26 protein-coding genes are annotated in these 26,075 nt (G+C 66.9%); 3 read left to right on the forward strand and 23 right to left on the reverse strand.

The window, feature by feature from the left end; all coding sequences use genetic code 11:
- Window positions 1-3 precede the first annotated feature (3 nt).
- The 4 genes from O3I_RS23070 to O3I_RS23085 all read right to left on the reverse strand — a co-directional run bounded on the left by O3I_RS23070 (window position 4) and on the right by O3I_RS23085 (window position 3,394).
- Window positions 4-636 carry an SH3 domain-containing protein gene (locus O3I_RS23070; RefSeq protein WP_014985396.1) on the reverse strand — a complete coding sequence of 211 codons (633 nt, stop codon included), beginning with the start codon at window positions 634-636 and terminating at the stop codon, window positions 4-6.
- 260 nt (window positions 637-896) lie between these two features.
- Window positions 897-1,265 (reverse strand): VOC family protein, encoded by a 369-nt coding sequence (locus O3I_RS23075; RefSeq protein ID WP_014985397.1) that lies wholly within the window; start codon window positions 1,263-1,265, stop codon window positions 897-899.
- Window positions 1,265-1,663 carry a VOC family protein gene (locus O3I_RS23080; protein WP_014985398.1) on the reverse strand — a complete coding sequence of 133 codons (399 nt, stop codon included), beginning with the start codon at window positions 1,661-1,663 and terminating at the stop codon, window positions 1,265-1,267. Before O3I_RS23080 ends, O3I_RS23075 begins: the two co-directional genes overlap by 1 nt.
- 51 nt (window positions 1,664-1,714) lie before the next feature.
- Window positions 1,715-3,394 (reverse strand): hypothetical protein, encoded by a 1,680-nt coding sequence (locus tag O3I_RS23085; RefSeq protein ID WP_014985399.1) that lies wholly within the window; start codon window positions 3,392-3,394, stop codon window positions 1,715-1,717.
- A gap of 160 nt (window positions 3,395-3,554) precedes the next feature.
- Between O3I_RS23085 and O3I_RS23090 the strand changes: the two genes are divergently transcribed.
- Complete coding sequence (locus O3I_RS23090) at window positions 3,555-4,226, forward strand: TetR/AcrR family transcriptional regulator (protein WP_014985400.1); 672 nt, start codon at window positions 3,555-3,557, stop codon at window positions 4,224-4,226.
- A 69-nt stretch (window positions 4,227-4,295) separates the two neighbouring features.
- Here the strand turns inward: O3I_RS23090 and O3I_RS23095 are convergent, their stop codons facing one another.
- The 9 genes from O3I_RS23095 to O3I_RS23135 all read right to left on the reverse strand — a co-directional run bounded on the left by O3I_RS23095 (window position 4,296) and on the right by O3I_RS23135 (window position 12,287).
- Complete coding sequence (locus O3I_RS23095; RefSeq protein WP_051066730.1) at window positions 4,296-5,690, reverse strand: amidase; 1,395 nt, start codon at window positions 5,688-5,690, stop codon at window positions 4,296-4,298.
- A 183-nt stretch (window positions 5,691-5,873) separates the two neighbouring features.
- Window positions 5,874-6,107 carry a hypothetical protein gene (locus O3I_RS23100; RefSeq protein ID WP_193364879.1) on the reverse strand — a complete coding sequence of 78 codons (234 nt, stop codon included), beginning with the start codon at window positions 6,105-6,107 and terminating at the stop codon, window positions 5,874-5,876.
- A 91-nt stretch (window positions 6,108-6,198) separates the two neighbouring features.
- On the reverse strand, window positions 6,199-7,092 hold the full coding sequence (locus tag O3I_RS23105; protein WP_014985403.1) for an ABC transporter substrate-binding protein: 894 nt from the start codon (window positions 7,090-7,092) through the stop codon (window positions 6,199-6,201).
- 98 nt (window positions 7,093-7,190) lie between these two features.
- A complete protein-coding gene (locus O3I_RS23110) occupies window positions 7,191-8,012 on the reverse strand; it encodes an ABC transporter permease (protein WP_014985404.1) in 822 nt (273 codons plus the stop codon).
- Window positions 8,009-8,779 carry an ABC transporter ATP-binding protein gene (locus O3I_RS23115; RefSeq protein WP_014985405.1) on the reverse strand — a complete coding sequence of 257 codons (771 nt, stop codon included), beginning with the start codon at window positions 8,777-8,779 and terminating at the stop codon, window positions 8,009-8,011. The genes O3I_RS23110 and O3I_RS23115 overlap by 4 nt, the downstream gene beginning before the upstream one ends.
- 3 nt (window positions 8,780-8,782) lie before the next feature.
- A complete protein-coding gene (locus tag O3I_RS23120; protein ID WP_041562793.1) occupies window positions 8,783-9,601 on the reverse strand; it encodes a polysaccharide deacetylase family protein in 819 nt (272 codons plus the stop codon).
- Window positions 9,594-10,622 (reverse strand): ABC transporter substrate-binding protein, encoded by a 1,029-nt coding sequence (locus O3I_RS23125; protein ID WP_041562794.1) that lies wholly within the window; start codon window positions 10,620-10,622, stop codon window positions 9,594-9,596. The genes O3I_RS23120 and O3I_RS23125 overlap by 8 nt, the downstream gene beginning before the upstream one ends.
- A complete protein-coding gene (locus tag O3I_RS23130) occupies window positions 10,619-11,434 on the reverse strand; it encodes an ABC transporter permease (protein ID WP_014985408.1) in 816 nt (271 codons plus the stop codon). Before O3I_RS23130 ends, O3I_RS23125 begins: the two co-directional genes overlap by 4 nt.
- Window positions 11,415-12,287 (reverse strand): ABC transporter ATP-binding protein, encoded by an 873-nt coding sequence (locus O3I_RS23135; RefSeq protein ID WP_081594084.1) that lies wholly within the window; start codon window positions 12,285-12,287, stop codon window positions 11,415-11,417. The genes O3I_RS23130 and O3I_RS23135 overlap by 20 nt, the downstream gene beginning before the upstream one ends.
- 229 nt (window positions 12,288-12,516) lie before the next feature.
- On the opposite strand from O3I_RS23135, the gene O3I_RS23140 reads away from it, so the two are divergent.
- Window positions 12,517-14,154 (forward strand): PucR family transcriptional regulator, encoded by a 1,638-nt coding sequence (locus O3I_RS23140; RefSeq protein ID WP_014985410.1) that lies wholly within the window; start codon window positions 12,517-12,519, stop codon window positions 14,152-14,154.
- Between the two features lie 417 nt (window positions 14,155-14,571).
- Window positions 14,572-15,879 carry a cytochrome P450 gene (locus tag O3I_RS23145; RefSeq protein WP_081594085.1) on the forward strand — a complete coding sequence of 436 codons (1,308 nt, stop codon included), beginning with the start codon at window positions 14,572-14,574 and terminating at the stop codon, window positions 15,877-15,879.
- A gap of 749 nt (window positions 15,880-16,628) precedes the next feature.
- Here the strand turns inward: O3I_RS23145 and O3I_RS23150 are convergent.
- The 10 genes from O3I_RS23150 to O3I_RS23195 all read right to left on the reverse strand — a co-directional run bounded on the left by O3I_RS23150 (window position 16,629) and on the right by O3I_RS23195 (window position 26,045).
- Window positions 16,629-17,468 carry a hypothetical protein gene (locus O3I_RS23150; protein ID WP_014985412.1) on the reverse strand — a complete coding sequence of 280 codons (840 nt, stop codon included), beginning with the start codon at window positions 17,466-17,468 and terminating at the stop codon, window positions 16,629-16,631.
- Window positions 17,465-18,202 (reverse strand): ABC transporter ATP-binding protein, encoded by a 738-nt coding sequence (locus O3I_RS23155; protein ID WP_014985413.1) that lies wholly within the window; start codon window positions 18,200-18,202, stop codon window positions 17,465-17,467. The genes O3I_RS23150 and O3I_RS23155 overlap by 4 nt, the downstream gene beginning before the upstream one ends.
- A gap of 15 nt (window positions 18,203-18,217) precedes the next feature.
- Window positions 18,218-18,697 carry a hypothetical protein gene (locus O3I_RS23160; RefSeq protein ID WP_014985414.1) on the reverse strand — a complete coding sequence of 160 codons (480 nt, stop codon included), beginning with the start codon at window positions 18,695-18,697 and terminating at the stop codon, window positions 18,218-18,220.
- Window positions 18,698-18,805: 108 nt separating this feature from the next.
- Entirely contained in the window at window positions 18,806-19,618 is an 813-nt protein-coding gene (locus O3I_RS23165; protein WP_014985415.1) for an SAM-dependent methyltransferase, read from the reverse strand.
- Window positions 19,619-19,955: 337 nt separating this feature from the next.
- Window positions 19,956-21,023, reverse strand: a complete 1,068-nt coding sequence (locus tag O3I_RS23170; RefSeq protein ID WP_141692045.1) for a hypothetical protein — start codon at window positions 21,021-21,023, stop codon at window positions 19,956-19,958.
- Window positions 21,024-21,095: 72 nt separating this feature from the next.
- A complete protein-coding gene (locus tag O3I_RS23175) occupies window positions 21,096-22,538 on the reverse strand; it encodes an FAD-dependent monooxygenase (protein WP_014985417.1) in 1,443 nt (480 codons plus the stop codon).
- Window positions 22,539-22,559: 21 nt separating this feature from the next.
- The gene (locus tag O3I_RS23180) at window positions 22,560-23,216 is read right to left on the reverse strand and encodes a response regulator (RefSeq protein ID WP_014985418.1); all 657 of its coding nucleotides are present in this window, start codon (window positions 23,214-23,216) and stop codon (window positions 22,560-22,562) included.
- Window positions 23,213-24,355, reverse strand: coding sequence for a sensor histidine kinase (locus O3I_RS23185; protein ID WP_014985419.1), 1,143 nt, complete (start codon window positions 24,353-24,355; stop codon window positions 23,213-23,215). Before O3I_RS23185 ends, O3I_RS23180 begins: the two co-directional genes overlap by 4 nt.
- Entirely contained in the window at window positions 24,352-25,131 is a 780-nt protein-coding gene (locus O3I_RS23190) for an ABC transporter (RefSeq protein ID WP_014985420.1), read from the reverse strand. Before O3I_RS23190 ends, O3I_RS23185 begins: the two co-directional genes overlap by 4 nt.
- Window positions 25,128-26,045, reverse strand: a complete 918-nt coding sequence (locus O3I_RS23195) for an ATP-binding cassette domain-containing protein (RefSeq protein ID WP_041564216.1) — start codon at window positions 26,043-26,045, stop codon at window positions 25,128-25,130. Before O3I_RS23195 ends, O3I_RS23190 begins: the two co-directional genes overlap by 4 nt.
- Between the last annotated feature and the right edge of the window lie 30 nt (window positions 26,046-26,075).

The following is a 26,075-nucleotide window of genomic DNA, read 5'->3' on the forward strand; positions in this document are numbered from 1 at the left end:
GTTTCAGAACTGGAGGGCGCCCCAGACCCAGCCGGTGCCGCCGGGGACGGCGGGGCCGGTGACCTGGCACCAGTCGTTCCTGTTGCAGTTTCCGACGAGGGTGACCTGTTGGCCTTGGCGCAGGACGCCGAGGACGTCTCCGGCGCCGCCTGGCGCGTCGTAGACGTCGACGTCCTCGGTTACGGTCGCGACGTTCTGCTGCGAAAGGCAGGGAAACGGTCGCGTCGAACTCCAGGCAGACGCGGAAGGCGCTGCGCCGGAACCGAGTCCACGAGCGAAACCGTCGTCGTCCACCCGGCCGGAGTAGTGCGCGAAGCCGGTGTCGTCCCACTGTATGGTGAATCGGACGTCGCGGCCGGTGATGGTGGCGTCGCTGATGTTTCCGCCCTTGAGGTTCGCGCCGTTCTTCATCGACGTGATCGCACGCCCTTGATGCGTTTGCTGAATGTCCCCCGAATTCAGGAAATACACGAGCCAGCCATTGCTCTGGTCGATAGTCGTCGCTTGCGTGTTGAATCCGTATTGGCCACAGACCGGGACGGCCCCCGCCGGCTCCGCCGTCACGACCAAAGCGGTCGCACTCAACGCGCCTATCGCGGCCCCGAGAACTGCCTTCTCGAACATTTTGCTGGACATGCTGCTCCTCCAGTTCCGGTCGGCGAAACGCCCGCCACCGATGTCTGTACTGGAAAGGTAGAAGCACCCCTACCCCCGGTCCTGAGTAGCGAACTACTCCACTTCCCCACCCGCACTACCCGCCTGATGAGCACATTCGACGCGGGGAGATCGCGCAGCGGGAACGGTCCCACACGAGGGAAAGCCCGACGAAACGAGTGGTGGTAGCTGCGTTCAGCTACCACCAGTCGGCAGGCAGACAACGGTTCCCGAACCGGCGACTACTCCTGGATTATGGAGAGGGGGTTTCCGGCGGGGTCGGTGAACCAGGCGATCAGGGGGCCGCCGCCGCGATGGATGCCTTTTTCGTCTTGTTCGGCGAAGTCGTAGCGTTCGAAGTGGACGTTGCGGCGGGTCAGGGCGTCGACGGCGGTGTCGATATCGGGGACCGGGAAGTTCAGGATGGTGAAGGAGGCGGGGGTGTGGTCGGGTTTGGGGTAGACGAGGACTGTGGCGCCGGTGGCGAGGTGCAGTTGCAGCATTCCGTGCTCTTCGGAGACCTTCAGGCCCAAGGTCTCGGCGTAGAAGGCCTTGGCCGCCTCGATGTCGTCCACGGAGAAACCGCTGAAGGCTTTGCTGTCGGCGAGCATCATTTGCCCCCTTCTGCCATTTCGGCGCGGTGTTGCGGACTCAGCTGGATGAGCTGGATGTAGTTGCCGTCGGGGTCGATCGCGGTGGCGAACAGACTGCCGTCGCGGTCTTCGAGTTCGGCCAGCCACCGCCCGCCGAGGTCGTCGATGCGGCCTGCGATCGCGCGCGCGTCGTCCACGTCGACGTTCAGGATCGCTCGTCCCGGTTCGGGGTTGGTGTCCCCGACGTCGTCGCGGCTGTCGATGAAAACGTAGAAGCCGCCGAAATCGAGCACCTCGTAGCCAGGGTCGCCGGGCGTGCGGTCGACTTTCACCGCGAAAGCGGTTGCGTACCAGTCACGCAAGCGTGCCGGGTCGGTGCTGGACAACAGCAGACTGCCGATGGTGGGTGTGGTCATACCGAATAGACGGCGCGTGGCGACGAAACTAATCGGTGCGGCCCGCAGGAGTCACTCCGGCAACGCCGACCTCGGCCGCGCGAGCACAACATCCGCCCGCACGGCGACATAGCCACCGCCGACCACCACGATATGATCGGACCCCTCGCTCCAGTACAGAGCCGAGTAGCTGGACTTGTCGTCGAACATCTCCGGCGGCAGCGGGATGTACGTGCGGTCGTCCGGGAAGTAGAGCACCCCGACGTCGCCTTCGTCGTTACCGCCGAACTTCAGCAGCAGCCCACCGTCCGGCCCCGGCCGCACCGCCATCACGTTCGTCCAGGCTTCGCCGTGCCGGATCGGAGTCCCTGCGCGATGGATCTCGTGCAGGCGGCGATCGGACAGATAGAAGAATCCGTCGTCTCCGGCGGGTACCGAGGTGAACTCGACGAACGAGCGCTGCGCAGCCATGTCGAACGCACGCACACAGCCGGTGCCTGCCGCGTTCAGTTCGTATCCGTTTCCGTCCCAGATCAATACGGAGCTGCCGTCGGCCAGCCGGGCGGCGCCGGTCATCGGGCGCGCCGCGTCGCCGAGCGCACTCTTCACCACGGCAGCGTCGGGGATTCCCGGAATCGCTTCCCACACACCGGATTCCGCGAGCCACAGCGGGCCGGGCAGCGGGTCACCGACATTCATCCCGCCGAATCGCAGCAGGTGCGTCTTCACCTCGTACAACACCACGGGACGTGCACCGAGGAAGTAGCATTCGTGCGCGTAGAGGTCGGCGTCGCCGGGTCCTTTGGCAGGCAGCAGCACGCGCGGCGCGTCGTCCGAGCCGTCCACCAGGATCGGCCCGAATACGCGTGGGCGCGCTTTCGTGTCGGCGGTCGACTGCGCGAGCCACCCACCGCTGGGCGACCGCGCGGCCGCCACCCAGAATTCGTTGCGCTGTAACGACAAACGCGGCGGCCATGCCGAGAGATCCCACAATTCCACCCGTGGCGTGCGACCGGCGCTGTGCGACAACAGGAATCCGTCGACGATATCGTCGAGGACACTCGCGATCGACGAGGCCGGTGCGGTCTCCACCGCGACGGCCGCAGTCCCGTCGTTGCCCAGGTACTGCGCCCACATCAATTCCGGGTCACCGGGGAACTCCCCGGCCGCGGGCACCGCGAGATCGGTTGCCTCCCAATATCCCAGCTTGCGATCCACCGCGGCCCGCAGCGTCGCCACGATCCCTCGATACTGACGTTGCTCGCCCTTCGGCAAGGGCACGAGTTGCTCTTCGACCCACGCCAGCACCTCCGCCACATGGGCAGCGGGCACGTAGAGGCCGGTCGTGTAGTTCCCACCGAACCATCCCGACGAGAACTGCCCGCTCAAGTGCGGATGTGCCGCAACGACTTCGGCGAACAGCCCGTCCGGCGCATACGCGGCCTCGGTCAGGAACACCGAATCCGGGAACACCCGCCCCGTCTCGAACGCGAGGCTCAGCGCCAGTCCGCGCTCGTATCGGTAGGGCAGCATCGAGGCGCTGAACATGACCGCCGCGACGGACACGGCGGCTGCCGCGGCCCGTCCGTCCTTGCCCAGCAGCAGTTCTCGCACCTGCCGCCAAAGATTCTCCGCATCCGGATGCACTCGATCCAACACCGTCGGTCCGCTGGAGCTGCCGAGCAGCCGGGGCACGAACTGCTCCCGGATCGCGTCCTCGTCCACCAGATGCAATGTGCAGTCGTATCCCATGATCCTCCGCCCGGTCCTGCGCACCCACATGCAACCACGGACGCGCTCGGCGGGCGAGCACGGGTAGTCGGGCGCGACGAGCGCAGATCCCCGTGATCCGCACCAGGGGCCGGCCAGGAAACTACTATGAGCAATTACTCGCTTTCCCGGAGGTGCCTCGATGACGGACCAGCGCCGGCTCAACCCCCGCAAACAGCCGCGCCAGTATCGGGCCGAACTCACCAGACAGCGCATCCTCACCGCGGCCGCGCGAGTTTTCGCCGAGCACGGCTACGCCGCCGGTACCACCAACCGGATCGCCGAGCAGGCAGAGATCTCGATCGGCTCGCTGTACCAGTACTACCCGAACAAGGACGCGATCCTCGTCGAGCTGATGACCCGCCATCTCGACGCGGGCGCGGCCACCGTCGAACGGCTCCGCAACGAGCGACTGCCCGACTCGTTGGCCGAGACGATGCGGATGTTCGTGCGGGCGGCGATCGAGAACCATCTCGACGACCCGCAGTTGCTGCGCGTGATGATGGAGCAGACCCCCCGCTCTGCCGAACTCTTGGCGAAGATCGCCGCGCACGGAGAAGAGCGCGTCGCCTACCTCCAGCACATCCTCGACCGGCATCCAGAGGTCCGGGTCGTCGACACTTACACCGCAGCCCGGTTGGTCGTCTCCACGGTGGAATTGGTTGTGCACCACCTGATTGCGTCTCACGAGCCGATCGCGCTCCCCCGTTTCGAGAACGAACTCACCGCGATGCTCTTCCGCTACCTGAGCGGAACCTCTGCTGCCGGCGATCCAGATCCGTTCAAAGGCCATGCGGCAGCAGACAATGCGTGAAACGGCCTGTTGCAGAGCCCGGGTGCGCAGCAAAGCCGTTGCGACAGAACAGCACAGAACGACGCGGGGCTACACGGTGGGGCGACGATCCCGCCAGGGTGCCGCGATCTCCAGTTGCGTGGCGACCTGTAGCAGCAGATCTTCGCGGCCGGGAGCGGCGACCAACTGTATGCCGATGGGCAGGCCGTCGGCGGTGGTATGCAGGGGCAGGCTGATCGCGGGTTGGCCGGTGAAGTTGGCGAAAGGGGTGAAGGGCGAGAACTGCACGCTGCGCCCCAGCGCCGCCATCGGGTCCGCGGCGTCGGAGAGCAGGGCGCCGGAGGGCAGGGGTAGTTCGGCAAGGGTCGGGGTGAGCAGCAGGTCGTACTCGTCCCACCAGCTCAGCACCGCCCCGGCGAAACCGGCGACGCCCTCGACGGCGGCCTGTCGCTGCGCCTCGGTCACCTGGGCGCCGAGCACACCGAGCATCCAGTTGAGCGGTTCGACGTCGGCCTCGGTGACCTCGCGGCCCAACCGGCGCGCGAGGTCGTCGAGGAGCGTGGCCATGCCCGCCGACCAGAACGTCCCGAACAGGCCGTCCGATGTCGAATCACCCAGTGCCGCCGGGAATCCGGGCTCCAGGTGATGGCCCAGCGATTCCAAGAGCCGCCCCGAGACGCGCACTGCCTCAGCACATTCCGGAGCCACCGGGGACCCGTCGGGCCGGGTGTCGAGCACCCCGATGCGCAGTGTGCCCGGCTCGACGCCCGAGGCGGCGAGATAACCGCCCGCGCCCGACGTGTCCCGCGAAATATCCAGCAGCAGAGCGGAATCGCGCACCGAGCGGGTGACCGCGGACTCGGCGACCAGGTCGAACACCGAAGCGACCGCCTGCCCGGCCGGCCGGGAGGGCTTGAGCCCGACGAGTCCGCAACACGAGGCCGGGACACGGATCGAGCCCCCGGCATCGGTGCCGTGGGCGGCGGGCACCATCCCCGCCGCCACCGCGGCGGCCGCTCCGCCACTGGACCCACCCGAGAAAAGTGCGGTGTTCCAAGGGTTTCGGGTGGCGCCCCAGGCGACCGAATCGGCGGCGGGCACGGTACCGAACTCCGAAGTCGACGTCCGTCCGGCGAAGATCAGCCCCGCCGCCCGCAAACGCGCCACCAACGGACCGTCGGCCGCGGCCGGGCGGGCCTGCGCCGCGAGCGCGACATTGCCGTCGGTGCAGACCTGGCCCTCGACGTCGGTGAGCAGGTCCTTGATCAGGAACGGAACGCCGGCCAACGGCCCGGTCGGATCCACCGCAGCCGCGCGCGCCTGGTCGAAATAGCGCAACGGCACCGCGCCGAGGGCCGGATCGAGCTCCTCGATCCGGTCGATCGCGGCCTCGACCAGATCGATCGGCTTCACCTTTCCCGACGCAACGAGCGCGGCCTGATCGGTCGCATCCAACCAACGAGTCAGTTCTGAAATCAACTTCACTCCATCGTGTCTAACACCGGTCCTAACACCAGCGGATAACGGCGGCCTCACTTCGCTGTCATTCCGGCAGCTCCGCGCCCGGATTCGTTATCCGATTGGGCCACAACGGCGTGCGATAGAATGCCGCCGCGGCTGCCCCTGGTTGCCCGAGGGTAGCCGGAACCGGCGCGCGCGTTCCAGAAACTACGCGTGGGGAATGACGGGAAGCAGAATGTACGGGCGCTGGTCGGCGGTCCCGACCAACGTGGTCCGACCGTCGAAAACCGGATTGTCGCGGTCCCCTGGCAGTTCATGCCAGCGCGCGCCGCTGCCCAGCAGCTCGCGACCGTAGGCGCACTCCTGCTCACCGGGCAGGCCGTGCGTGTAGTCCTGACCACGCACGGACAAGCCGTAGTGGGTGGTTCCACTCGGTGCCATCGGGTGGAACCACCACATGATCAGACCAATCCCGCTGCTGTGCAGCTGAACTCGGCGACGACGGGAGTCCGTCCGCGGCCGCCGAGCGTGGTCAACCGGCGGAGAAGGCGGTGGAAACGTAAGTGCCCGCCTCGACGACATCGGTGTAGTCGAGCAGTCCGGCGTCCCGGTAGGCCTGCTGCTGGGCGGTCAGTTGCTCCGCGTCCGGGCGCAGATCGGGTCGCCAGCGATACGCCGGGGTCGCTTCCAGCACCGCACGGTCCTGGCCGGTCGCCTGGGCGAGGATGGCGAGGTTCTCCGGCGACTTGACGCCGCCGTCCTGGAGATCCCGGCTCGCCCGCTGTAGCGCGCGGAAGAACGCATGCGCCGCAGGCGATTCGGTGAACGCACCGCCATAGATGACGCCGGTCGCCGAGACACCCGCTGCGGGTACCGCGAGCGGTACCGCTATACCGGCCTGCTCTATCCGGGTGGTGAAGGGCGCGGCCGTCAAGGCCGCGTCCACGCCGCCGTTCGCCAGCGCGGTCCGCTGATCCGGGATGGGAATGTTGACGATCTGTACGTCCCGCAGCGCGAGCCCCGATTGCCGCAGTATCGCCGCCAATTGGTAGCCGCCCGCGGCGGCCGCGCCGCCGGACACCGCCACCTTGCGGCCACGCAGCTCGGCCACCGAGGTCACCTCGCCCGCGTCGACCAGTTTCTTCGAGACCTCCAACGCGGACGGCGAGGCTTGCGGATCCCCGGGCGCAATCCCCATGGAGCCCACCACTTTCAGGCGCAGTCCGCTGTGCACGGCATTGAACAGACCGGCGGAGAAACCGGCGACGACCACATCCACCTTGCCCGCCGCCGCGAGCGGTATCGCGTCCTGCCCCGCCTTCATGGTCTGTAACTCGACGGTCAAACCCTCCTCGGCGAAGTACTTCTTGCCGGCCGCCACGTACAGCGGCGCGAACAAGGTGGACGGGACGTGCGCGACAGTCACTTTGCCTGCCGGTGCAACAGGTTGTGCCGCCCTGCCGCCACAGCCGGCGGCGACGAGCACCAGAACTGGAATGGCCGCTGAGAGAAGACGTTTGGCGATCATTGTTTCCTTCCACTGATCCTTTCGAGACTGCGACGCCACGGCATGGCGACGAACTCCGCGGCGGTGATGGCACCGGTGAGGCAGGCACCGAGGAGGGCCGCGGTCAACAGGCCCGCATACATTCGTTCGGGCTGGAACAGCTGCCACGAGTTCCAGATCAAGTAGCCGATCCCGCTGTTGGCCGCGACGAACTCGACCGCGATGACGACCGCGACCCCGAGCCCCGCGGCCACGCGCAGGCCGGTGAAGATGGCGGGCGCACAGGTGGGCAGCAGGACGAACCGCCACAGCCGCCAGCCCACGGCGCGATAGGCGGTGGCCGCTTCGAGGATTCGCGGGTCGATCTGGCGCATACCGGCGAAGGTGTTGATCTGCAGCACGAAGAACACCGTGATCGCGACCGACAAGATCTTCGGCGTTTCGGTGAGCCCGAAAATCAAGAGCAGCAACGGTAATACCGCGACCTTCGGCAGCGCGTACAGGGCGGAGAACAACGGACCCAGCGCCGCCGCGACCGCGCGCCGGCGCCCCATGACCCAGCCGACGACGACACCGCCGCACGCACCCGAAAAGTACCCGACCGAAAGCCGGTAGAGGGTGGCGCTCACGTGCTCGCGCAGCTCGCCGCTGCCCGCGAGCCGCACCCAGCGGGTCAGGACCGCCGACGGCGGCGGGAACAACTGGGCGTCGACGAGGTCCAGCCGTGCCGCGAGTTGCCAGCCGGCCAGCAGCAGGATCGGGCAGCCGAGCGCGAGCAGCAGGTCGCGGCGGCGGCGATACCGCTCACGGCTCCGGATGGCGTCGACCTCGGCGCTCATCCGGCCTGCACCGCTGCCGCCACGTCCGCGCGCAGCGCGGTCCAGATCCGGTGCCGCAGCGCGGTGAACTCGGGGGTCAGGGTGAGTTCCAGGCTGCGCGGCCGCGCGAACGGCACGGCGAACTCGGCTGCCACCCGGCCCGGCCGCGCCGACATGAGGGCGATGTGATCGCCGAGCAGCAACGCCTCGTCGATGCTGTGGGTGACGAGCACGACCGTCTTGCGTTCGGCCTCCCACAGCTGCACGAGTTGCTCTTGCATCAGCAGCCGGGTCTGCGCGTCCAGGGCGCCGAGGGGCTCGTCCATCAGCAGTGCCGGTGTCTCGAGGGCGAAAGCGCGTGCCAGCGCGACCCGTTGCCGCATGCCACCCGACAGCTGGTGTGGATAAGCACGCTCGAAACCCGCCAGACCGGTCCGCGCCAGCCACTCTCGTGCCCGCCCGGTGTACTCGGCGCGCCGCATTCCGGCCATCCGGCAGCCGAAGGCGATGTTGTCCAGCACGTTCAACCACGGGAACACGCCGTACTCCTGGAAGACGAACGCGGACGCCGGAATTCGCCCTTCCGCCGACGGCATCCGCACGCGCCCCGACGTCGGCGTGTCCAGACCGCCCAATATGCGCAACAGCGTGGACTTCCCGCACCCCGACGGACCCACGACGCAGGTCAGCGAACCGGCCGCCACCCGAAGCGAGCAATCTCGCAGCGCCCACACCGGCTGCTGTTCGCCCACAAAGACTTTCGAGACATCCTCCGCCACGAAGACCATGGCTCAGTGCCTCCGCTCGAACACGTCATCGAGCGTGACCATCGTCAAGCGCCGATCTCGAATGATCTGCAGCAGCTGGTCATAGACTCGGGTGACCGGTCGTTGATTGGCATGGCCGATCACGATCGACTGCGCTGTGAAGTACTTGCGAGCGTTCGCCACCAGCTCCTGTTCGGTGATGATGCGATGATCGCCGAGCGTTCCGTACCACATGACCGGCACCGCGTAGCCGTGATCGGCGGCGAGCGCGTCGATCCTGGCGTCGCGGTAGCCGTACGGCGGCCGGTAGAACGGGGTTCCGTCGACGCCGAAGTTGTTGCGCAACAACGCTTTGGTTCGCGCGAACTGAGCCGCCACGTCCGTGTCCGAAAGCCGGGTCAGATCCGGGTGATCCCACGTGTGGTTCCCGAGCTGGATCTGCCCTCGGTCGACCAGCGGCTGCAGCATCGACTTGTTGACTGTCCACGACGAGTAACACGCCGTGACGAAAAAGGTGAACCGCGCGCCGCTGTCCTTCGCGAAACGGATGTAGGCCGCGACGACGTCCGCACTGGTGCCGTCATCGATGGTGAGCGCGATGTTGTCGCCCTCCCCCGGAATCGCCGATACCACCCCGCTGGGCATCGGAATCCGTGCGACACCCGGCTGGCGGGACGGCGGCACCGGCGGTCCGCCGTGGACCACGGGGCTCGCCGCGGGACGCAAGACATGCCGTTCTGCCTCGTCGTTGTCCAGCGAACACCCTGCGGTGAGCGAGAGCGCACCGGCAGCGAGCACGGCGAGCAGCCTGCGCCGCGACGAATCCCTTCCGCCCTCACGCATGGCTGGGCAGGTAGTCGTTGGAGTAGGTCTGCGACAGGTCGATCTCGGCGGTAGCGACGGTTCGGTCGGACTGCGCGAGCACCCTGCGGACGGCCTCGGCGCCGTCGGCGGCGAGGAACCCGTCGGTGGAGAAGCCGTCCTTCATCTTGGCGATCGTTTCGACGTAGGTCGGCCGGTCGTCCTGTGCGAACTCCGCGGGCATCCGGGCGGCGATCTCCTCGGCGGAATGCCCCTGGATCCACTGCAAGGTCCGCACGATCGCCTTGGCCAGCGCGGTCGCTGTCGTTCGGTTGCCGTCGAGCCATCGGCTGCTCGAATACAGCACCGAGGCAGGGTATTTCGAGACACCGAAGGTCTGCTCGACGCCCTCGCGGCTGCGTGCGTCGAGCAACACCTCGACCTTGTCGGCGCCGGCCCGCCGTTGCAACAGCGAAAACGCCGGATCCACCAGCACCGCCGCGTCGACCCGGCCGTGCGCCATCGCGGCCACCGCGGTCGCCGCCGTCCCGATCGCCTGCACGCGCACCGCGTCCGCCGCCAGACCGTGCTTGCTCAGCACGTACTTCAGGAAGAAGTCCGTGGACGATCCCGGCGCGCTGACTCCGACGTTCGCACCGGCAAGGTCGGCGATGGACTTGATCGGCTTACTCGCCGCGGGCGAAACCGCCAGCACCAGCTCGGGCCGGTTCAGCATGGTCACGAACGAAGTCAGTGCCCGGCGCTTGGCCTGCATCTGAATGGTGTGGTCGTAGTATCCCGCGACGACATCGACACTGCCGCCTTCCAACGCCTGCAACGCTTTCGACCCGCCTTGCAGGCCTTGGATATCGACCCACACTCCTTCCTCGCCGAAGTAGCCGAGGCGCTGGGCCAGCACGAGCGGCAGATACACCGGCAGCGTCCGCCCGCCGACTCCGACGACGATGCGCTGGCCGCCTTCCGGCTTCCGGCCGCAACCGCCGACGGCGAGCACCAGCACCACCGCTGCCAGCAGCACCGCCGCACATCTGTGTTTTCTCATCCTTGCTTGCCTTTCGTAATTGCCGTGCCGCGCACGGGCTGCCAACGCAGCAGATGACGTTCGGCCCGATCGGCACCCACGTCGACGACCACCACGACCGCGCACAACACGGCGATGCCCGCGAAAACACCTGTGGTGTCGAAGGTTCCCTCGGCCTGAGCGATCAGGTAGCCGAGACCATCCGCGGCACCGAGGTATTCGCCGACGACCGCCCCGATCACCGCGAAACCGACACTGAGGCGCAGACTGGCGAGAATCCAGGTCAACGCACTCGGCAACAGCACATACCGCCACAGCTGCCGCTCGGTCGCACCGAGCATCCGAGCGTTGTCGACGAGTAGCTGATCGACCTCGCGCACACCCTGATAGGTGTTGAAGAAGACGATGAACACCACCAGCGAAACGCCGAGCGCGACCTTCGACCAGATCCCGAGCCCGAACCAGAGCAGGAAGATCGGCGCCAGCACCACACGCGGGAGCGCGTTGCCCATCCGCACATACGGCTCGACCACCGCGGCGACGAATCGCATTCGGGCCAAGGCGAAGCCGAGCACGAGACCGGCGACACCGCCGATGCCCAGCCCGAGTGCCGCCTCGAGCACAGTGATGCGCATATGTCGCCAGATAGAACCGGAGCCGAACCAGTCGCCCAGGCGGACAGCGATATCACCGGGCCGCGAGAAGAAGAATTCGTCGATGACCCCGTATCGGGCAGCGAGTTCCCAGCCGAGCAACACGATGGCCCCGAGCCCCAGTTGCGCGATCCGGATCGCGGCGACCTGACGCCGACTTCTATTGCGCTGTAGCGACATAGGCGAAGGTCTTACGGACCTCGTCGCGCAGTGCCGTCCAGATCGCGCGATGAATCTTCGCGTATTCCGGCTGTACCCGGATCTCGAACAGGTCGCGCGGCCGCGGCAGGTCCACCCGGTAGCGGCCGACCACGCGACTGCCCGGTCCGGCCGACATCAGCACCACTTCATCGGACAGCGCGATGGCTTCGTCGAGGTCGTGGGTCACGAACAGCACCGTCTTCGCGCTGCCGGTCCACAACGTGAGCAACTCGTGCTGCATCACCTGCCGGGTCAGTACGTCCAGGGCGGCGAACGGCTCGTCCATGAGCAGGATCTCCGGATCGACGATCCAGATCTGCGCGAGCGCCACCCGTTTGCGCATGCCGCCCGAAAGTTGGTGCGGGAAGGCACGTTCGAAGCCGGACAGGCCGACTCGGGCGAGCCACTCCAGCGCCAGTCGCTCCCGCTCCGCCGAGCGCATCCCCCGCAGCCGTAGCCCGAAGGCCACGTTGTCGAGCACCGTCTGCCACGGTAGCAGCGGCTCACGCTGAAACAGATAGCCCGCCTTGCGGTTTCGACCGTACAGCGGCTTCCCATCGATCAGCACCCGCCCCGCCGAGGGTGCCGACAGGCCCGCCACCGCGTTCAGGACGGTCGACTTGCCACAACCGGTCGGGCCGACAATGGCAACGAATTGCCCCTTTTCGACCGTGAGGTCCAGCTCGGACAACGCACAATGCGCGCCGCTCGCCGTAGGGTAGGACACGGTCAGCGAGTCGAGCGATACCGCCGTTTCTCCGGCGCGGATCAAGACGCCCGCACGAGGGTGACGCCCGTAGCGAAAGCCGCTGCGCCAGCGTCTTTTTCCCATCCCTTGCACATTTCTTTTCCCTTCGCATAAGCAGCCGATAAATCAGCGTGCCAGAAACGATCACGGGCCTCTTGTGGCAAGCCAACGTTGTGCGATACGCGGTTTGTCGGTTTCGACAAACCGCGATACTCGACGCGTCGTTCGACAATGCCGAACGGCGTCGGGCAGATCTGCGGCCCGGTTCCGTACTGTCGGTCGGCGGGACATTCGAACCAAAGGAGCAGGCTTCGTGTTCACCGGCACAGCAACGGTCGACAGTCTCGTCAGCAGCCTCGCCATGGAGCCGCTCACCGTGGTCGCCGGTGCCCGTTTCGGCGATCGGCAGGTTTCGACCATCGAGTTCTACGATCCGGTGCGCGGTGTTCCCCGAGACGGGGCGTTCATCCTGGTCGCCGCCGACCTCGGGGCGAATTGCCTGCATGACGTGGTCTACGACGCGTCGCGCCACAATGCCGCGGCGGTTGCCGTCAAAGGCGAAATACCGCCGTTGCCCGCCTCGGTGCCGCTGACGATCGTGCGGGTCCGGTCCGACGTTTCCTGGATGGATCTGGCCAGTGCGTTACGTGAACAGCTACTCGAGCACGTGCAAAGACAATGGTCCCCCGCCGAAGCCGCCGCCGATCTGTTCGCGGTCGCCGACACCATCAGCGCCGCGGTGCGCGCCCCGGTGACGATCGAGGACTGGCGCTCCACTGTGCTCGCATGGTCCGCGCAGCAGACGACGGCCGACCCGATGCGCACCGAATCGATCTTCGCGCGCACTGTTCCCGGCAAACATCTCCGCGCGCTGGAACAGCACGGCATCTTCGAGCGGCTGCGGACCAGCCCCGATCCTGTTTTCGTCCCCCAGGGCGTCGCCGGCGACGGTGCCGCGGCCCGGGTGGCGCTCGCGGTCCGGGGCGGCGGATCCGTCCTCGGCTACGTCTGGCTCGTCGTATCGGAGCCGCTGTCGGCCCGGCTGTCCCAGCGCTTGACCGCGGCCGGCGAACTGGTCGCCGCGCACCTACTGGCGGCGGGACACGACACGTGCGGACGAGCGCAGCGACGTCGCCGCGAACTGGCCGAGGCCTTGATCGCCGGCGGGCCCACCCGGATCGCCACAGCGGAAAAGCTGGGCCTGTCCGAGGGACCGGTGTCGGTGCTGGCGCTCGGCTTCGCACGGTCCGCGACAGCTCGCGGCGCGACGCCTTCCGCGGGTATCTGCGCGGAAACAGCCGATTTGCGCCGCATCGAGGATTCGCTCGCCCATTATCTGGCCGCGGTACACACCTCGGGCGTGGCAATCCGATCGGACCATATGGTCTACGGAATACTCGCGTGGCCGCACCGGACGCGTCAGCAAGCATGCGCCGCGGCGCAATCCTTGGCTGCCGACTTCGCCGGACGAACGCCGCTTCCCGTTTCCTGCAGAATAGCGGTGAGCCCGCCCGCCCAGTCCGTTTCGGATTTGAGCCAGGCGCGTATTCAGGCCGAGGAAATATTGCGGACGATGTGCCACCCCGCCAGCGCCGCCGATGCCGTGGCGAATCTCGACGGTACGTTGCTGCAGCTGGATCTGTTGCAGCTCGCCAATTACGCCGATTCCATCGCGCTTCCCGAATTCGTCGGCGCACTGCGGGTGCTGGCAGATCAGGACGGAGCGCAGGGACCGCTCCTGGCCACCCTGCGGGCCTACCTCGACAGCGCGGGCCGGGCCGAGGTCGCCGCGGAGACACTGCAGCTCCACGTCAACACCGTGCGGTATCGGATGCGGCGGATCAGGGAGGTCTGCGGCCTGGACCCCGAGGACGCCGATGCGATGCTGCTCGCCCATCTCCAACTCCGCGTGCGCGAGCTACGACGCCGCAACCATTCGGCGCCTCACTGAGCGACTCCCCTGTTCGCGCGGAACCTGTTGCGCTGGTTCGAAAATCGCGCAGGCGACGTGGTAGTGCCGCAAGCCATGCACCCGCTCCGGACCAGACGCGCCCGGCGCGGCGAATATTTTCGCCCCGCCATTGTTCGGTGCTGTTATCGCGTAAATCGTTCCGCCGCAAGTCCGAACAGGTAACAGTTCAGTGTGTCGCCGTCCATATCGCGGCCCGGATCAGTACACCGCAGGGAGTCGAACGGCGTGGCCCGTGCCGCGATGATCGCAGTAGGACAAACGTTTTCGCTTGTCGCCCCCGCCGTCAGGGAAATCCGAGCTAAGGTAACGTATCGATCGACAACGGGCCTCAGCGATAGCGGTCGGATCCGCCGAAGTCCTTGACCTTGGACCTACCCGGAGAAAGGGCAAGACACAGTGGACCTTCGTGACGTCCCGTGCGGTCCCGGACGTTTGCCTGTTGTCGGACACGGTTGGCGGTTGGTGCGTGATCCGGTCCAGTTCATGGTGGATCTGTCCAGCGTCGGAAAGATAGCCCGGGTCGATATCGGCAGCCTGGTCATCTATGTGATCACCGATTTCGAGCTCCTGCACCGGGTGTTGATCGAGAATTCCAGCACCTACGAGCGCGGACTCCTCTTCGAACGCATTCGTCTCATATTCGGGGAATCGTTCATCGTCGCGGACGGCCAAGAACACAACGATATTCGTCGCATGCTCCAGCCGGCGTTCCATCGCACCGAGCTGGAAAGCTACGCGCACATCATGAAGCGTAACGCGGATGCGTTGGCGAGTTCGTGGCAGCCGGGCCAGGTCATCGAATTCACTCCTGTTCTGTTGCGTTTGGTCATCACCGACCTGCTGGGGTCCATGTTCTCGCACGAACCCAGCGACGAAGACATCCAACTCATCTCGGGTCTGATCAGCGATATCGGCGCAGGCGCCATCGTGGGCAGTATCTTGCCGAAGCGGGTGGCCAGCCTGCCATTGCCGGTGAACCGCAATTTCCGGTCGGGAGGAGCGCGACTGCGCGGCTTCTGCCGGCAGCTGCTGGTCGCGCGCCGGGCCAGTGGTGTCCGCCGGAACGACCTGATCGACATCCTGCTGGACTCACCGGAAGCCGCACAGCGTGGCGACGAGTTCCTGGTGGAGCAGGCCATGACGGTGCTCTTCGGCGGGATCGACGCCCTGACCGCCACGCTGACCTGGACGCTGTACGAGCTGGCACACCATCCCGCGGTGGCTTCGAGACTGCGGGAAGAGATCTCCGCCGCAGGCGATTTCAGTCCCAGCAGCCTCGACAAACTCGACTACCTGAACCAGTTCCTGAACGAGGTCACCCGCTCCCATTCGGCACTGCTGCAGACAAGGCGCAGCGTCACCACGGTCGAACTCGACGGTTTCGAATTCCCCGCCGGAACCGATATCGGCTACAGCCTGGCGGCCATTCACCGCAACCCGAACATCTTCCCCGATCCGGACGTTTTCGACCCCGATCGGTGGTCCGCCGCCGACGTGAAACACCGGAGTTTCGCTCCGTTCAGCATGGGCAAGCAGATGTGCATCGGCAATAACTTCGCCTGGATGGCGTTGCAAACCACGCTCTTCAGTCTGCTGTCGAAGTGGGAGTTCCGGCCCGTCCCGATCAAGAGGCCAGGGCGAGCCATGGGACCGATCCCGGTGATGAAAAGGCTTCCGCTCCAGGTTGATCCAGTCTCCGGCTAGGTTCTGTCTCGAAGTGGTGAGGCCGGCCATTAGCAGCTGCACCACTTCTCGGGATTCACACCTTTTCTGGGCGGCCAGAAGGGGTGTTGATCCCGAGAAGTGGTGCAGGTGTGTGGCTTTCGCGTGTCGGCACGGGGCTAACTGTCGCTTGGTTTGCTTGCGTTCGGGCTTGTTGGCTGGCTGCCGAAGTGTGACTTGCCCGGATTGGTGTGCCTGCCGCGGGAGTTACCGGGATGGTGCTGGGCGCGTCAGGTGGGGTTCCCGGCTTTAGGCGCACGTCAGGTGTATTAGGTGGGGTTCCGGCGTGGTCGTCTGGCTGTGGTGCTGTTTTCGAGAGTTCCTTGACGAGGTAACAGCGGTTTCGGGTGGGTGGGGTTATGGCTCGGCGTGCTTTGCTGGGCGAGTCACGGGGTCACAGACTTTCCATACGGTTCACAGCAGCTATAAACCCTGTGAGCAGTACGAAAACTCTGTGATCCCCAACCTATCTGTCGCTTGGTCCAGACCAAACGGTCCGCTACCCAACCGCCCTGTCTTTCCCAAGCCGCTCGAGACGCCACCACAGCCAGATGACCACGCCGGAACCCCACCGAATACACCTGACCTGCACCTACAGCCGGGTACGGCACACGACGTGCTCAGCACTATCCCTGCAACTCCCGCAGCAGGTGCACCGAACTAGGCAGGCGCGGTTGGACTTCGAGACAGAGCCCAGTCGAACAGTCGACGCCGTAGCCACGACGCTCGGGTCAGGGTGTGCCAGATTTGGTGAGGGTCCTTTTGCGTTGTCCGGACACGCGGCGAAGCAGGATCGGCAGGGCGGCCGTGACGACGAAAAGGGTCGTGGCGACGACGACGAAATAGAGCAGGGATCCGTTACGGCCGAAACGCGGGAGGAAGGCGACCTCCTGACCCGTGGCGGCGACGGCGTTGAGGAACGGGGCGTACGCCTGCAGGGTGAGGCCATGCGGTAGCAGGTTGACGGAGTTCTCGGCTACATAGACCCAGAACAGCAGGACGGCGATGGCGGCGGACGGGGTGCGGATCACCGACCCGACCGCGATCCCCACTCCGCATGCGGCGAACGCGTAGCTCGGGACGGTCCAGAGGAACCGGATCCCGGCGGCGTCCGTAATGTCTACCGCCCCATAGATTTTGGGGAACTGAGCGGGCAGCGTGACCATGACGACGACGAGCAGCACCGTCGTCGCTATCGCCGTGATGGCGCCGTAGTACAGCCACCGGGCCAACGCGACCGTCCAGGACCGGGGAAACAGGAAGGCGTTGAGATCGCTTGTCTGACCGCGCCATTGGGTGGCGTGGGCGTAGGCGGCGGTGACCATCATGACCGACACGGACAGGGTGATCACCCAGTACACGGAGTTGGTGGTGGAGACCGTGGCTACGTAACTCTGCCCGGGGAGATCGGCAAGTCGTTCTGCGACAGCGGCGATCGCGAACGTGACGATCAGCGGCAGCGCGAAGGTGAGGGGGACGGACACGGTCCACAGGAAGCTGCGTCCCGCAGTGCGGGTCCATTCGGCGGCGATGCCGCGGCGGATCAGGGTGGCCGGGCCGGGGCCGCTCATGGCGTCACTCCCGACGGGAGTTGAGTGGGCAGTCCGGCGATGCGCAGGTAGGCGTCTTCGAGACCGGCCTCGCCGGGCTCCAGGGTGTTCATGAGGTGAGCGAACGGCTGGTCGGCCAAAACGCGTCCGTTTCCGATGATGACGATGTGGTCGGCGTTGCGTTCGACCTCATCGAGCAGGTGGGTGGCGACCAGGACACACGTCCCCGCATCGGCGAGGTCGCGCAGCAGTCCGCGGATCCACCGGATACCCGCGATGTCGAGGCCGTTGAGCGGTTCGTCGAGCAGCAGGGTCTGCGGCTCGGAGAGCAATGCGGCGGCGATGCCGACCCGTTGCAGCATGCCGAGCGAATAGTGCCCCAACCGGCGATCGGCGACCCGGACGAGATCGACGATCTCGAGTACGTCGTCGACCCGGCCGGTGCGCAGTCCACGAGCCCGGGCGATCCAGCGCAGGTGCCGGCGTGCGGTGTGGCGCGGGTCGAAGGCCCGGTAGTTGAGGTGCATGCCGAGCGAGGCCGGCGTGCTGTGGTGGGCCCGGACGACGGTGTCGTCGACCCGGACCGTACCGACAGCGGGCGTGATAACGCCGCAGACGCACCGCAGCAGCGTGGTCTTGCCGGTGCCGTTGAGACCGATGAGGTAGGTGAGTGCCCCGTCTGCCACGCTCAGTTCGGGGACCTCGAGGACGGTGACGCCGGAATAGCCCAGGGTCAGGTCACGGATTTCGATCACGGCGTTCGGAGTCGGTCAGAAGTCGCAGCCCATGGCCAGCCCGACGGCTTTGACGCCCTCGCAGACGGAACTGTTGGACAGCTTCCAGACACCATCGATCCGCTTCCAGACCACGCGCGCAACGAGATCTGGTTGTCCCGCCGACTTGCTGCGCAACATGGCGGTGTGCACGTTGCCCTCGTGGGTTTCCGGGCCGGTGATCTCGTTCGATCCGCGCGGCGCGCGGTACCAGCCGATGTTGTACAGGGTGCGGGCAACCACGACCGCCCGCGTACCGCCTTCCATATGGGCGGCCTTGGCCTCGTCGGAGCCGGGCAGCTCGATCAGGAACGCGACCTGATCGTCGAGTTCGCCCAGGGTCGGGACATCGTCGGTGATGAGATCCCCCGGCGCGGCGGCGGCGATAGGGGCATTGACAACCGAGGCACCGGTCGTGACCACGGCGACCGTCATGATCGACGACACGACACCAGCGACAGTTGTGAGGGTCTTCATTGTTTCATCCTCTTGATCGACTGGGACAGCACCTGATGCACGCTCGAATGTGCAGGCGGCCAACAACAAATTGGCGTACCCGACATTACTCTTGTTGCTGCCGGATTCTCAGGGTTTGCGGCCGATGGCGGCGTCCATGATCATCCGAGTTTTCGGCAAGTCGGGGCGCAGCCACTCCTGCACCGGGACCACACCGGGTTCGAGCAGCTCGAAGCCGTCCAAAAAGGACTTCGTCTGTGCCGGGGACCGGAAGCAGACCTGGGCGGATGTTTCCTTGGTAGCCGTGAGCACCTGGAGCACCTCGGGGGCGGAATCGGTGGAGCCGTGCGTGATCGCCAGCAAACTGCCCGGCGCCAACCGATCACGAAAGGCCGCGATGATGTCGCCGGGGCCCTCTTCGTCCATCACGTAGTGCAGCACACCGATGATGGTGATGGCCACGGGCTCGTTGAAATCGATCAGGGTCTGGTTCTTCAGCTGATCGAAAATCTTGTCGGGATGACGAACATCGCCCAATAGTGCTGTGACACCGCGCGGGCCGGCCAGCAGCGCGTCACAATGCGCGTGCACGACCGGGTCGTAGTCGACGTACACCACCTGCGCCGACGGCTCGATCTCGCGAGCCGCCTCGTGCACGTTGGGCGAGGTCGGGATACCCGAGCCGAGATCGATGAACTGCCGGATGCCCGCATCGGCAGCCATCTGGACCGCCTTGAGCATGAAGCTGCGGGCGAACCACGCCACGGTCTTGATTTCGGGTGCGCGAGTGAGCATTTCGTTGCCCATGTCTTCGTCGACCTCGCGATAGTCCTTCCCGCCCAATAGGTAGTCGTACACCCGCGCAGAGTTCAGCGCGCCGGGGTCGAACGGTTCCGGCTTTCGGTCGCTCTCCGGCGCAGGCCCTTCAGTTGCTTCGACCACGGGTGTAACCGTAGCCGATCACCCCCGCAGGTGTGTGCTCCTCCACGGATCTGGCACGCGGATGTGTTGGAATTCGCGGCACCGTACCCCGAATCGCCCCTTCCAAACCGGCCCTTCGGTCTGTGCCGGGCGCGAACCGCGCTCCGGCACAACGGTGTTCGCTACGCCACCGGCCGTCCGATATACGCCGATTTCGCAGCGCCGATGAGCCGATTCCGGCGTGCGGCTGCGCCTTTCGCCGCGGTTCGGATCGTTCCCGTCACGGTGCGCACTATGCCTGCGCGTGTTCACCTCGGTGGGCGACGACCGACAACGGCCACTGTGACCAAAGTTCGTTTCACAGATCCGTTTCCGCCAGGGCGACCGCGTGCGCGACCGCGGAGCGCGCCCGCTCGACGGTCGTATAGCGCCCTAGACCGCAAGGCGCCGCGACGTCCAACGGCCCGCCGTAGGCCGCCTCCGCGACCGCCAGCGCCTGTCGGGCCTGCGCGAGCGGCTGCGCCGCATGCGCGAGCCCGGCGGCGACACGCGTATCGGCGGGCAGTTCGAGACGGGCCAGGGGCGCGTAGTACCGCGGCCGGACCGGCGCCTGTTTGCCGTCGCCGATGGGCATGTGGACGAAATCGAGATGTCTTCCCGCGGGCCAGTATCGGGCTATCGCGTTCGCCAGATCTACGACCGCCGCCGCCGACCTCGGCGCCACCGCCGGTTTGTCGTCGAGACTGCCGAAGCAGAGATGGACGCCGAAGTGGGCATCGTGGGGCGCCCGGGCGACGAGCCGGCCGATCGCGCGGCCCGCTGCGTTGGCCGGGCCCTGCCGCAGGACCCCGGGCATGCGCGCACAGATGAGCGTCTCCGCGGCCAGCTCGAGTTGGAAGACGACGTTGTTCCCCAACTTCTCATGGATTCGGACGATTTCCCGGACGGTGGCGTCGACGATCGGACGGTAATAGGGGAAGGCTCGGGCACCGCGCTGCGCCGAGCGTCGACGCCACACGAGCATCCGCGCCTCGAAAGCAATGAAGCCGATGACGAAAGGCGTCGGTATGCCGACCTGAAAGCGCAGGCCGGGATCGGTTCGCCGCATGTCAGCCAGCGCCTCGAGGGCGCGGTCGGTTTCCGCCGCATAGCCGAGCGCGGCGTCGAGATCGGCTTCGGTCAGCGACCGGCCTTCCTTCAGCCGAAAGGTGTTGCGGGAACGCAGCGTCGACCAATCCCCGCGGCGCACGGGCGCCAGCGCCGGAATGTTGTCGAGCCGGTCGATGATCGGCCTGATGTACCACTGGGCGCGATAGGGATCCGCCTCACCGCCGGGTAGTACGCCGTCCAGATATTCACCGGCGGTATCGACGGCGAACGCCATAGCCTTCTCTGGAGTGTCCAACTGTCCGGGCAAGCTGCCCACGAAGTGAATCCTGCGCTTAGGCTGCACCGCGCCAGTGTTGCACATCGGCTCTCCACCAGGACCGTCCGAGGGTCATCCGCACGAAGTGGGGTCGGTGCGCGCGGCGATATGGCCGTCAGGCCGGACGACGATGAGAGTTCCAGGTCGAGCGTCGTAGTCGCGGAAGGCGTGACCGTCGGTGTCGATGACGTGGCGGCCGATTCCCCGATCGTCCGGGCACTGCCCTGGGCCGTGCACCACCCAGACGTGGACATCGGGATCGGTTGTGCAAGGCGCGTTTTCGCCGAAGGACAGGTGGGTGTGCTGCGGCCCGCGGTAGAGGTCGAAAAGCCGTAGGCGCTGTCCGGCGGTGTCGGTGACGGATGCGTCGGGTGCGCGGTCGCCTGGAACGAGGGTGCCGGTGGCGGCCGGATCACGATAGGTGATGTCGAGCTGGTGAGTATGGTCCCGGCGGTGGGCGTCCTCGGCCCCGCTGGTGGCGCGGTGCAGCAATGCCGTGCTGATGCCGAGGACATCGGCGGCGACGGCGCGGCGTTCGACCTCGTAGGTGTCGAGGAGATCGTCGTCGCCGGTGGCGAGTTTCCAGCCGAGATTGTAGGCATCCTGGATGCCGGTGTTCAGTCCCTGCCCGCCGGTGGGCGGGTGGACATGGGCGGCGTCGCCGGCCAGCAAGACCCGGCCGGACCGGAATCGTCTGGCCAGGCGGATGTTCGGGCGCCACACAGTGCACCAGTTCAGGTCGGTCAGGCGGATATCGGCGCGGCCGGAGTAGGTGTCGACGGCGTCTTGGAGCAGGTCGAGGCCGGGTTCGAGCCCCGCGTGCAGCGGCATGCCGACTTGGAAGTGCCGGCGCCCGGGTAGCGGAGAGAAGACGATCCCGGTGGTGGCGTCGGCGGAAGCGAACCAGTGACCGTGCGTGTGATCGAGGGCGTCGGCACGGACATCACCGAGCAGCAGACGGGTGGATTCGTCTGTGGAACCGTCGAATTCGATCCCGAGCGTGCGGCGCACGAGGCTGTGCGCGCCGTCCGCGCCGATCAGATAGTCGGCTCGGACGATTTCGGTGGTTCCCGCGTGTACCAGGGTCGCCGTGACTCCGGTGTCGTCAGCCGCGAATCCTGCTGATTCCGTGGCGAGTTCGACCTCGACACCGAACTCCGCCAAGCGTGCGCGCAGGATCGCCTCGGTATCGGCTTGGCCGAGTGTCCACGGATTCGGATAAGGCACAGCAGAACTCGGCGGTTTCGGGTCGGTCATGCGCAGTTCGCGCTGCGTGGTGCCGGCACGGTAGGCGATGACGATCGGTTGCGGCGCACCGGCATGCCGCACGCGGTCGATGATGCCGAGGTCGTCGAAGACTTCGAGCGTGCGTGGCTGAAGGGTATCGCCCCGGGAACCGGTCGCGTGCCGCACCGCCTTGTCGACGATCCGGACCGGGATTCCGCGGCGAGCGAGGTCGATGGCCAAGGTCAGGCCGGTGGGTCCGGCCCCGCTGATGAGAGTGTGGGTGCGCATGGGCAATATCTCCGGGGTGGGTCAGCCGGGTGTGACGAGACCGGTTTCGTAGGCCGCGATCGCGGCCTGGGTGCGGTCACGCAGCCGCAGTTTGGCCAGGATCCGGCCGACGTGGGTCTTCACGGTTTCCTCTGCGATGCCGAGGGTTTCGGCGATTTCGGCGTTGGATAGCCCGCGGGCGATCAGGGTCAGCACCTGGGTTTCGCGGTCGGTGAGTGCCCGTAGGCGCGCCGCGTCCGGCCGGGGCCGGGCGGGTAAGCGCGCGAACTCGTCCAGCAGACGCCGGGTGACCGAAGGCGCGAGCATCGCGTCCCCCAGCGCGATCGTGCGGACGCTGTCCACGATCGCGAGCCCGCTGGCGTCCTTGAGCAGAAAGCCGCTGGCTCCGGCGCGGAGCGCGCGGAATACATATTCGTCGAGATCGTAGGTGGTCAGCACGATCACCCGGGTGGGTGCGCCGGAGGCGACGATGCGAGCGGTGGCCTCGAGCCCGTCGAGTCGCGGCATCCGGATATCCATCAGCACCACGTCCGGTCGGCAGTCGGCCGTCAGCCGGGCCGCTTCGACGCCGTCGGCGGCCTCGCCGACCACCTCGATATCCGGCTGGGCGTTCAGCAGCACCGAGAGTCCATCGCGGATCAGGGGCTGGTCGTCGGCGATCAGCACGCGAATAGTCATCGTGTGTTCGTCTCCGTGAGCGGCAGGACGGCCCGGACGGAGTAGCCGCCCTCCGGTGTCGGCATGGTCTCGAGACCGCCACCCAAGACGGCGACGCGTTCGCGCATTCCGATCAGCCCACGACCGCCGCTTCGCGACGGCACAGCGGTGCCCCCGTGCCCGTTGGTCACCGATATCTCCAGTTCCGCAGTGCGATAACACAGTTCGATTCGAATATCGGCCCCGGGCGCGTGCCGTACCGCATTGCTCAGCGCTTCCTGCACGATGCGGTACGCGCAGATCTCCACGCCCGTCGCAAGCTCCCGCACCGACCCCTCGCGGCGCAAGAACACCTGGCGTCCAGCCGCCTGGATGCCCTCGACCAGGCCGTCGATATCGGCGATGCGGGGCTGCGGCTGGGTGGGCCCGTCGGCTTCGGCGTGCAGGACGTCGAGAACGCGCCGCATCTCGCTCAGGGCCGCCGAGGCCCCCGCGTGGATCGCGGACAGACTCGTCAGCAACTCCGGCGGCGGGTCGGCGACACGGTAGCGCGCGGATTCGGCCTGGATCGCGATCACCGACATGTGGTGGGCGACCACGTCGTGCAACTCACGCGCGATCCGGGCCCGCTCCTCGAGCAGCACGGTGCGTTGCTGCTGGTGCGCCGATGCCCGCGCCTGCTCGTACGCGGCGCGGCGGGCGTCGATCACCGCCCGCACCGCCGCCGCGGCCACCAGCACCAAACCCGCCAGCACCGCGGACCCGACGATATCGGTCCACTGCGCGTGCGGCATCGCAAAAGTCAGCACGGCGCCCATACCGGCGGTGGCGGCCCACACCACCGCGGCGGTGCGCCAGGGCACGCGAACCGCCAGCAGGGCCAGCACCACCAGGTAGCTGTTGAACATCGGCTCTACCCACGACGGCCCGCCCACCGCGATGGACGCGTACCCGAGCGCTACCGCACTGACCAGCCAGCCGAGCACGGCGAACCGCAGTTGCAACACGATCGCCAGGGCTTGCAGCAACGCCAAGCCGGTGGACTGCCGAAGGCCGAGGTCAGTGTCGGACACCAGCGTGTGGTCGACCACCACGAACACGAACACCGCGACGGCCAGCACCGCCGGCACCATCCACCGCTCCCCGATCCGAATCGTCATACGTCCCTGCGTTCCAGCGCCCGCCGCGCCATATACAGCGCGGACACAGTGGTGGCGGCCACGATCGCCAGCCGCGGCCAGCCGCCGAGCGAACCCATGAGCTCGGGGGCGGCATCGGCGTTGTGCGACAGTTTCGCCACCACGGCGCTCGGTGCGGGCACGGTCATCCACTTGTGCAACTCCCCGAACGCCTGCGCCGCGGTCAGCTGTGGCACCACGACATGTGCCGACACCATCGCCACCGCACCCACCGAACCGCGCAGCAGCACCCCGGCGCCGACGCCGAACAGCGCGACCAACGGGAAACAACACCAGATCCCGATGAGGCCCGGAAACACTTCGCCCACTGGATATTTCGCCGCATCGATGGTCGCCAGCCCGACCAGCAGCGACGCCGACGGCGACAGCACGCCCACGACCGCGGCCACCACGGCGACCACGATCGCCTTCGCCGCCAGCACCACGGTCCGCTGCGGAGTGGCGGCCAGTACCGGGCGGATCGTGCCCGCGGAGTACTCGGTCGTCACCACCAGCGCACCCCAAGCCGCGACCACCGCCAGTGCTGCCGAGACTCCCGTCAGCGCGCCCCCCATCAGGGTGTCGCCCGGCGACATGCTGCCGGTCACCCCCACCAGCACCGCCGACACCGGGCCCAGCACCGACGCCGCCACGGGCAGTAGTGACAGCGACCGTGCCGACCTGATTTTGACGGTCTCCGAACGGATTTGGTCGCCCAGGAGCGATCGGTGCGGCACGGCGACACGCACCGCGCTCATGCCGCCCGCCTCTGGTCGCCGGACGCGAACTGCTGATGCTGCTCGACCAGCCGGGTGAACACGTCCTCCACCGAGGCGTGTACCGGCGTCAGCTCATCGAGTACGATGCCGCACCGCGCCGCCACCCGGCCGATTGCCCGCGACGAAATCCCTTGCACCACAGCGGAATCGCCGTGCAGCTCCACCCGCGCCGGCTCGGCGCCGATCGCGTCGACCAACACCGGGAGCTCCGCCGCGCGAATCCGCACCACCGGGTCCGCATGCCGCTCGACGAACCGCGTCATGGGCTCGTCCGCGAGCAACTTGCCCGCGCCGATCACCAGCAGGTGGTCGGCGACCAGTTGCATCTCGCTCATCACATGGCTGGACAGCAGCACCGTGCGGCCCTGCTCGGCCATCGATCGCAACAGTCCGCGAATCCAGCGGATGCCCTCGGTGTCCAACCCGTTCACCGGTTCGTCCAGCACCACGATCGCCGGATCGCCGAGCAACGCCGCGGCGATACCCAGCCGCTGCCGCATCCCCAGCGAGAACTCGCCGACCCGCCGTCCGGCGACCTCGGCCAGCCCGGCCAGCCCGAGTACCTCGTCCACTCGCGAGCGACGAATCCCGTTCGCGGCCGCCAGCACCCGCAGATGCGCGACCGCGGTCCGCGATGCCAGCACGTCACCGGCGTCCAGCAGCGCGCCGACGACATGCAGTGGACGGATCAGCTCGCGATAGCGTTTGCCCGCCACCAGCACCTCCCCGCTCGACGGGGTAGCGAGGCCGAGAATCATCCGCAGCGTCGTCGTCTTGCCCGATCCGTTCGGGCCGAGGAACCCGGTCACCCGGCCCGGCGCCACAGTGAACCCCACGTCCCGCACCGCGACCGTCCGGTCATAAGCCTTGGTCAAGCCTCTTGCTTCGATCACCTCCCGACCATAGGTCGCCTCCCCCACCAC

Origin of the sequence: Nocardia brasiliensis ATCC 700358 (genome assembly GCF_000250675.2) — a bacterium.
Taxonomy (GTDB): Bacteria; Actinomycetota; Actinomycetes; order Mycobacteriales; family Mycobacteriaceae; genus Nocardia; species Nocardia brasiliensis_B.

Coding starts and splice junctions, on each gene's coding strand:
- O3I_RS23090 (WP_014985400.1), top strand. CDS start 3,555: ATGACGGACCAGCGCCGGCTCAACCCCCGCAAACAGCCGCGCCAGTAT.
- O3I_RS23185 (WP_014985419.1), bottom strand. CDS start 24,355: ATGACGATTCGGATCGGGGAGCGGTGGATGGTGCCGGCGGTGCTGGCC.
- O3I_RS23160 (WP_014985414.1), bottom strand. CDS start 18,697: ATGAAGACCCTCACAACTGTCGCTGGTGTCGTGTCGTCGATCATGACG.
- O3I_RS23180 (WP_014985418.1), bottom strand. CDS start 23,216: ATGACTATTCGCGTGCTGATCGCCGACGACCAGCCCCTGATCCGCGAT.
- O3I_RS23100 (WP_193364879.1), bottom strand. CDS start 6,107: ATGGCACCGAGTGGAACCACCCACTACGGCTTGTCCGTGCGTGGTCAG.
- O3I_RS23070 (WP_014985396.1), bottom strand. CDS start 636: ATGTCCAGCAAAATGTTCGAGAAGGCAGTTCTCGGGGCCGCGATAGGC.
- O3I_RS23190 (WP_014985420.1), bottom strand. CDS start 25,131: ATGAGCGCGGTGCGTGTCGCCGTGCCGCACCGATCGCTCCTGGGCGAC.
- O3I_RS23150 (WP_014985412.1), bottom strand. CDS start 17,468: ATGAGCGGCCCCGGCCCGGCCACCCTGATCCGCCGCGGCATCGCCGCC.
- O3I_RS23135 (WP_081594084.1), bottom strand. CDS start 12,287: ATGGGAAAAAGACGCTGGCGCAGCGGCTTTCGCTACGGGCGTCACCCT.
- O3I_RS23080 (WP_014985398.1), bottom strand. CDS start 1,663: ATGACCACACCCACCATCGGCAGTCTGCTGTTGTCCAGCACCGACCCG.
- O3I_RS23175 (WP_014985417.1), bottom strand. CDS start 22,538: ATGCGCACCCACACTCTCATCAGCGGGGCCGGACCCACCGGCCTGACC.
- O3I_RS23125 (WP_041562794.1), bottom strand. CDS start 10,622: ATGAGAAAACACAGATGTGCGGCGGTGCTGCTGGCAGCGGTGGTGCTG.
- O3I_RS23110 (WP_014985404.1), bottom strand. CDS start 8,012: ATGAGCGCCGAGGTCGACGCCATCCGGAGCCGTGAGCGGTATCGCCGC.
- O3I_RS23075 (WP_014985397.1), bottom strand. CDS start 1,265: ATGCTCGCCGACAGCAAAGCCTTCAGCGGTTTCTCCGTGGACGACATC.
- O3I_RS23120 (WP_041562793.1), bottom strand. CDS start 9,601: ATGCGTGAGGGCGGAAGGGATTCGTCGCGGCGCAGGCTGCTCGCCGTG.
- O3I_RS23130 (WP_014985408.1), bottom strand. CDS start 11,434: ATGTCGCTACAGCGCAATAGAAGTCGGCGTCAGGTCGCCGCGATCCGG.
- O3I_RS23115 (WP_014985405.1), bottom strand. CDS start 8,779: ATGGTCTTCGTGGCGGAGGATGTCTCGAAAGTCTTTGTGGGCGAACAG.
- O3I_RS23085 (WP_014985399.1), bottom strand. CDS start 3,394: ATGGGATACGACTGCACATTGCATCTGGTGGACGAGGACGCGATCCGG.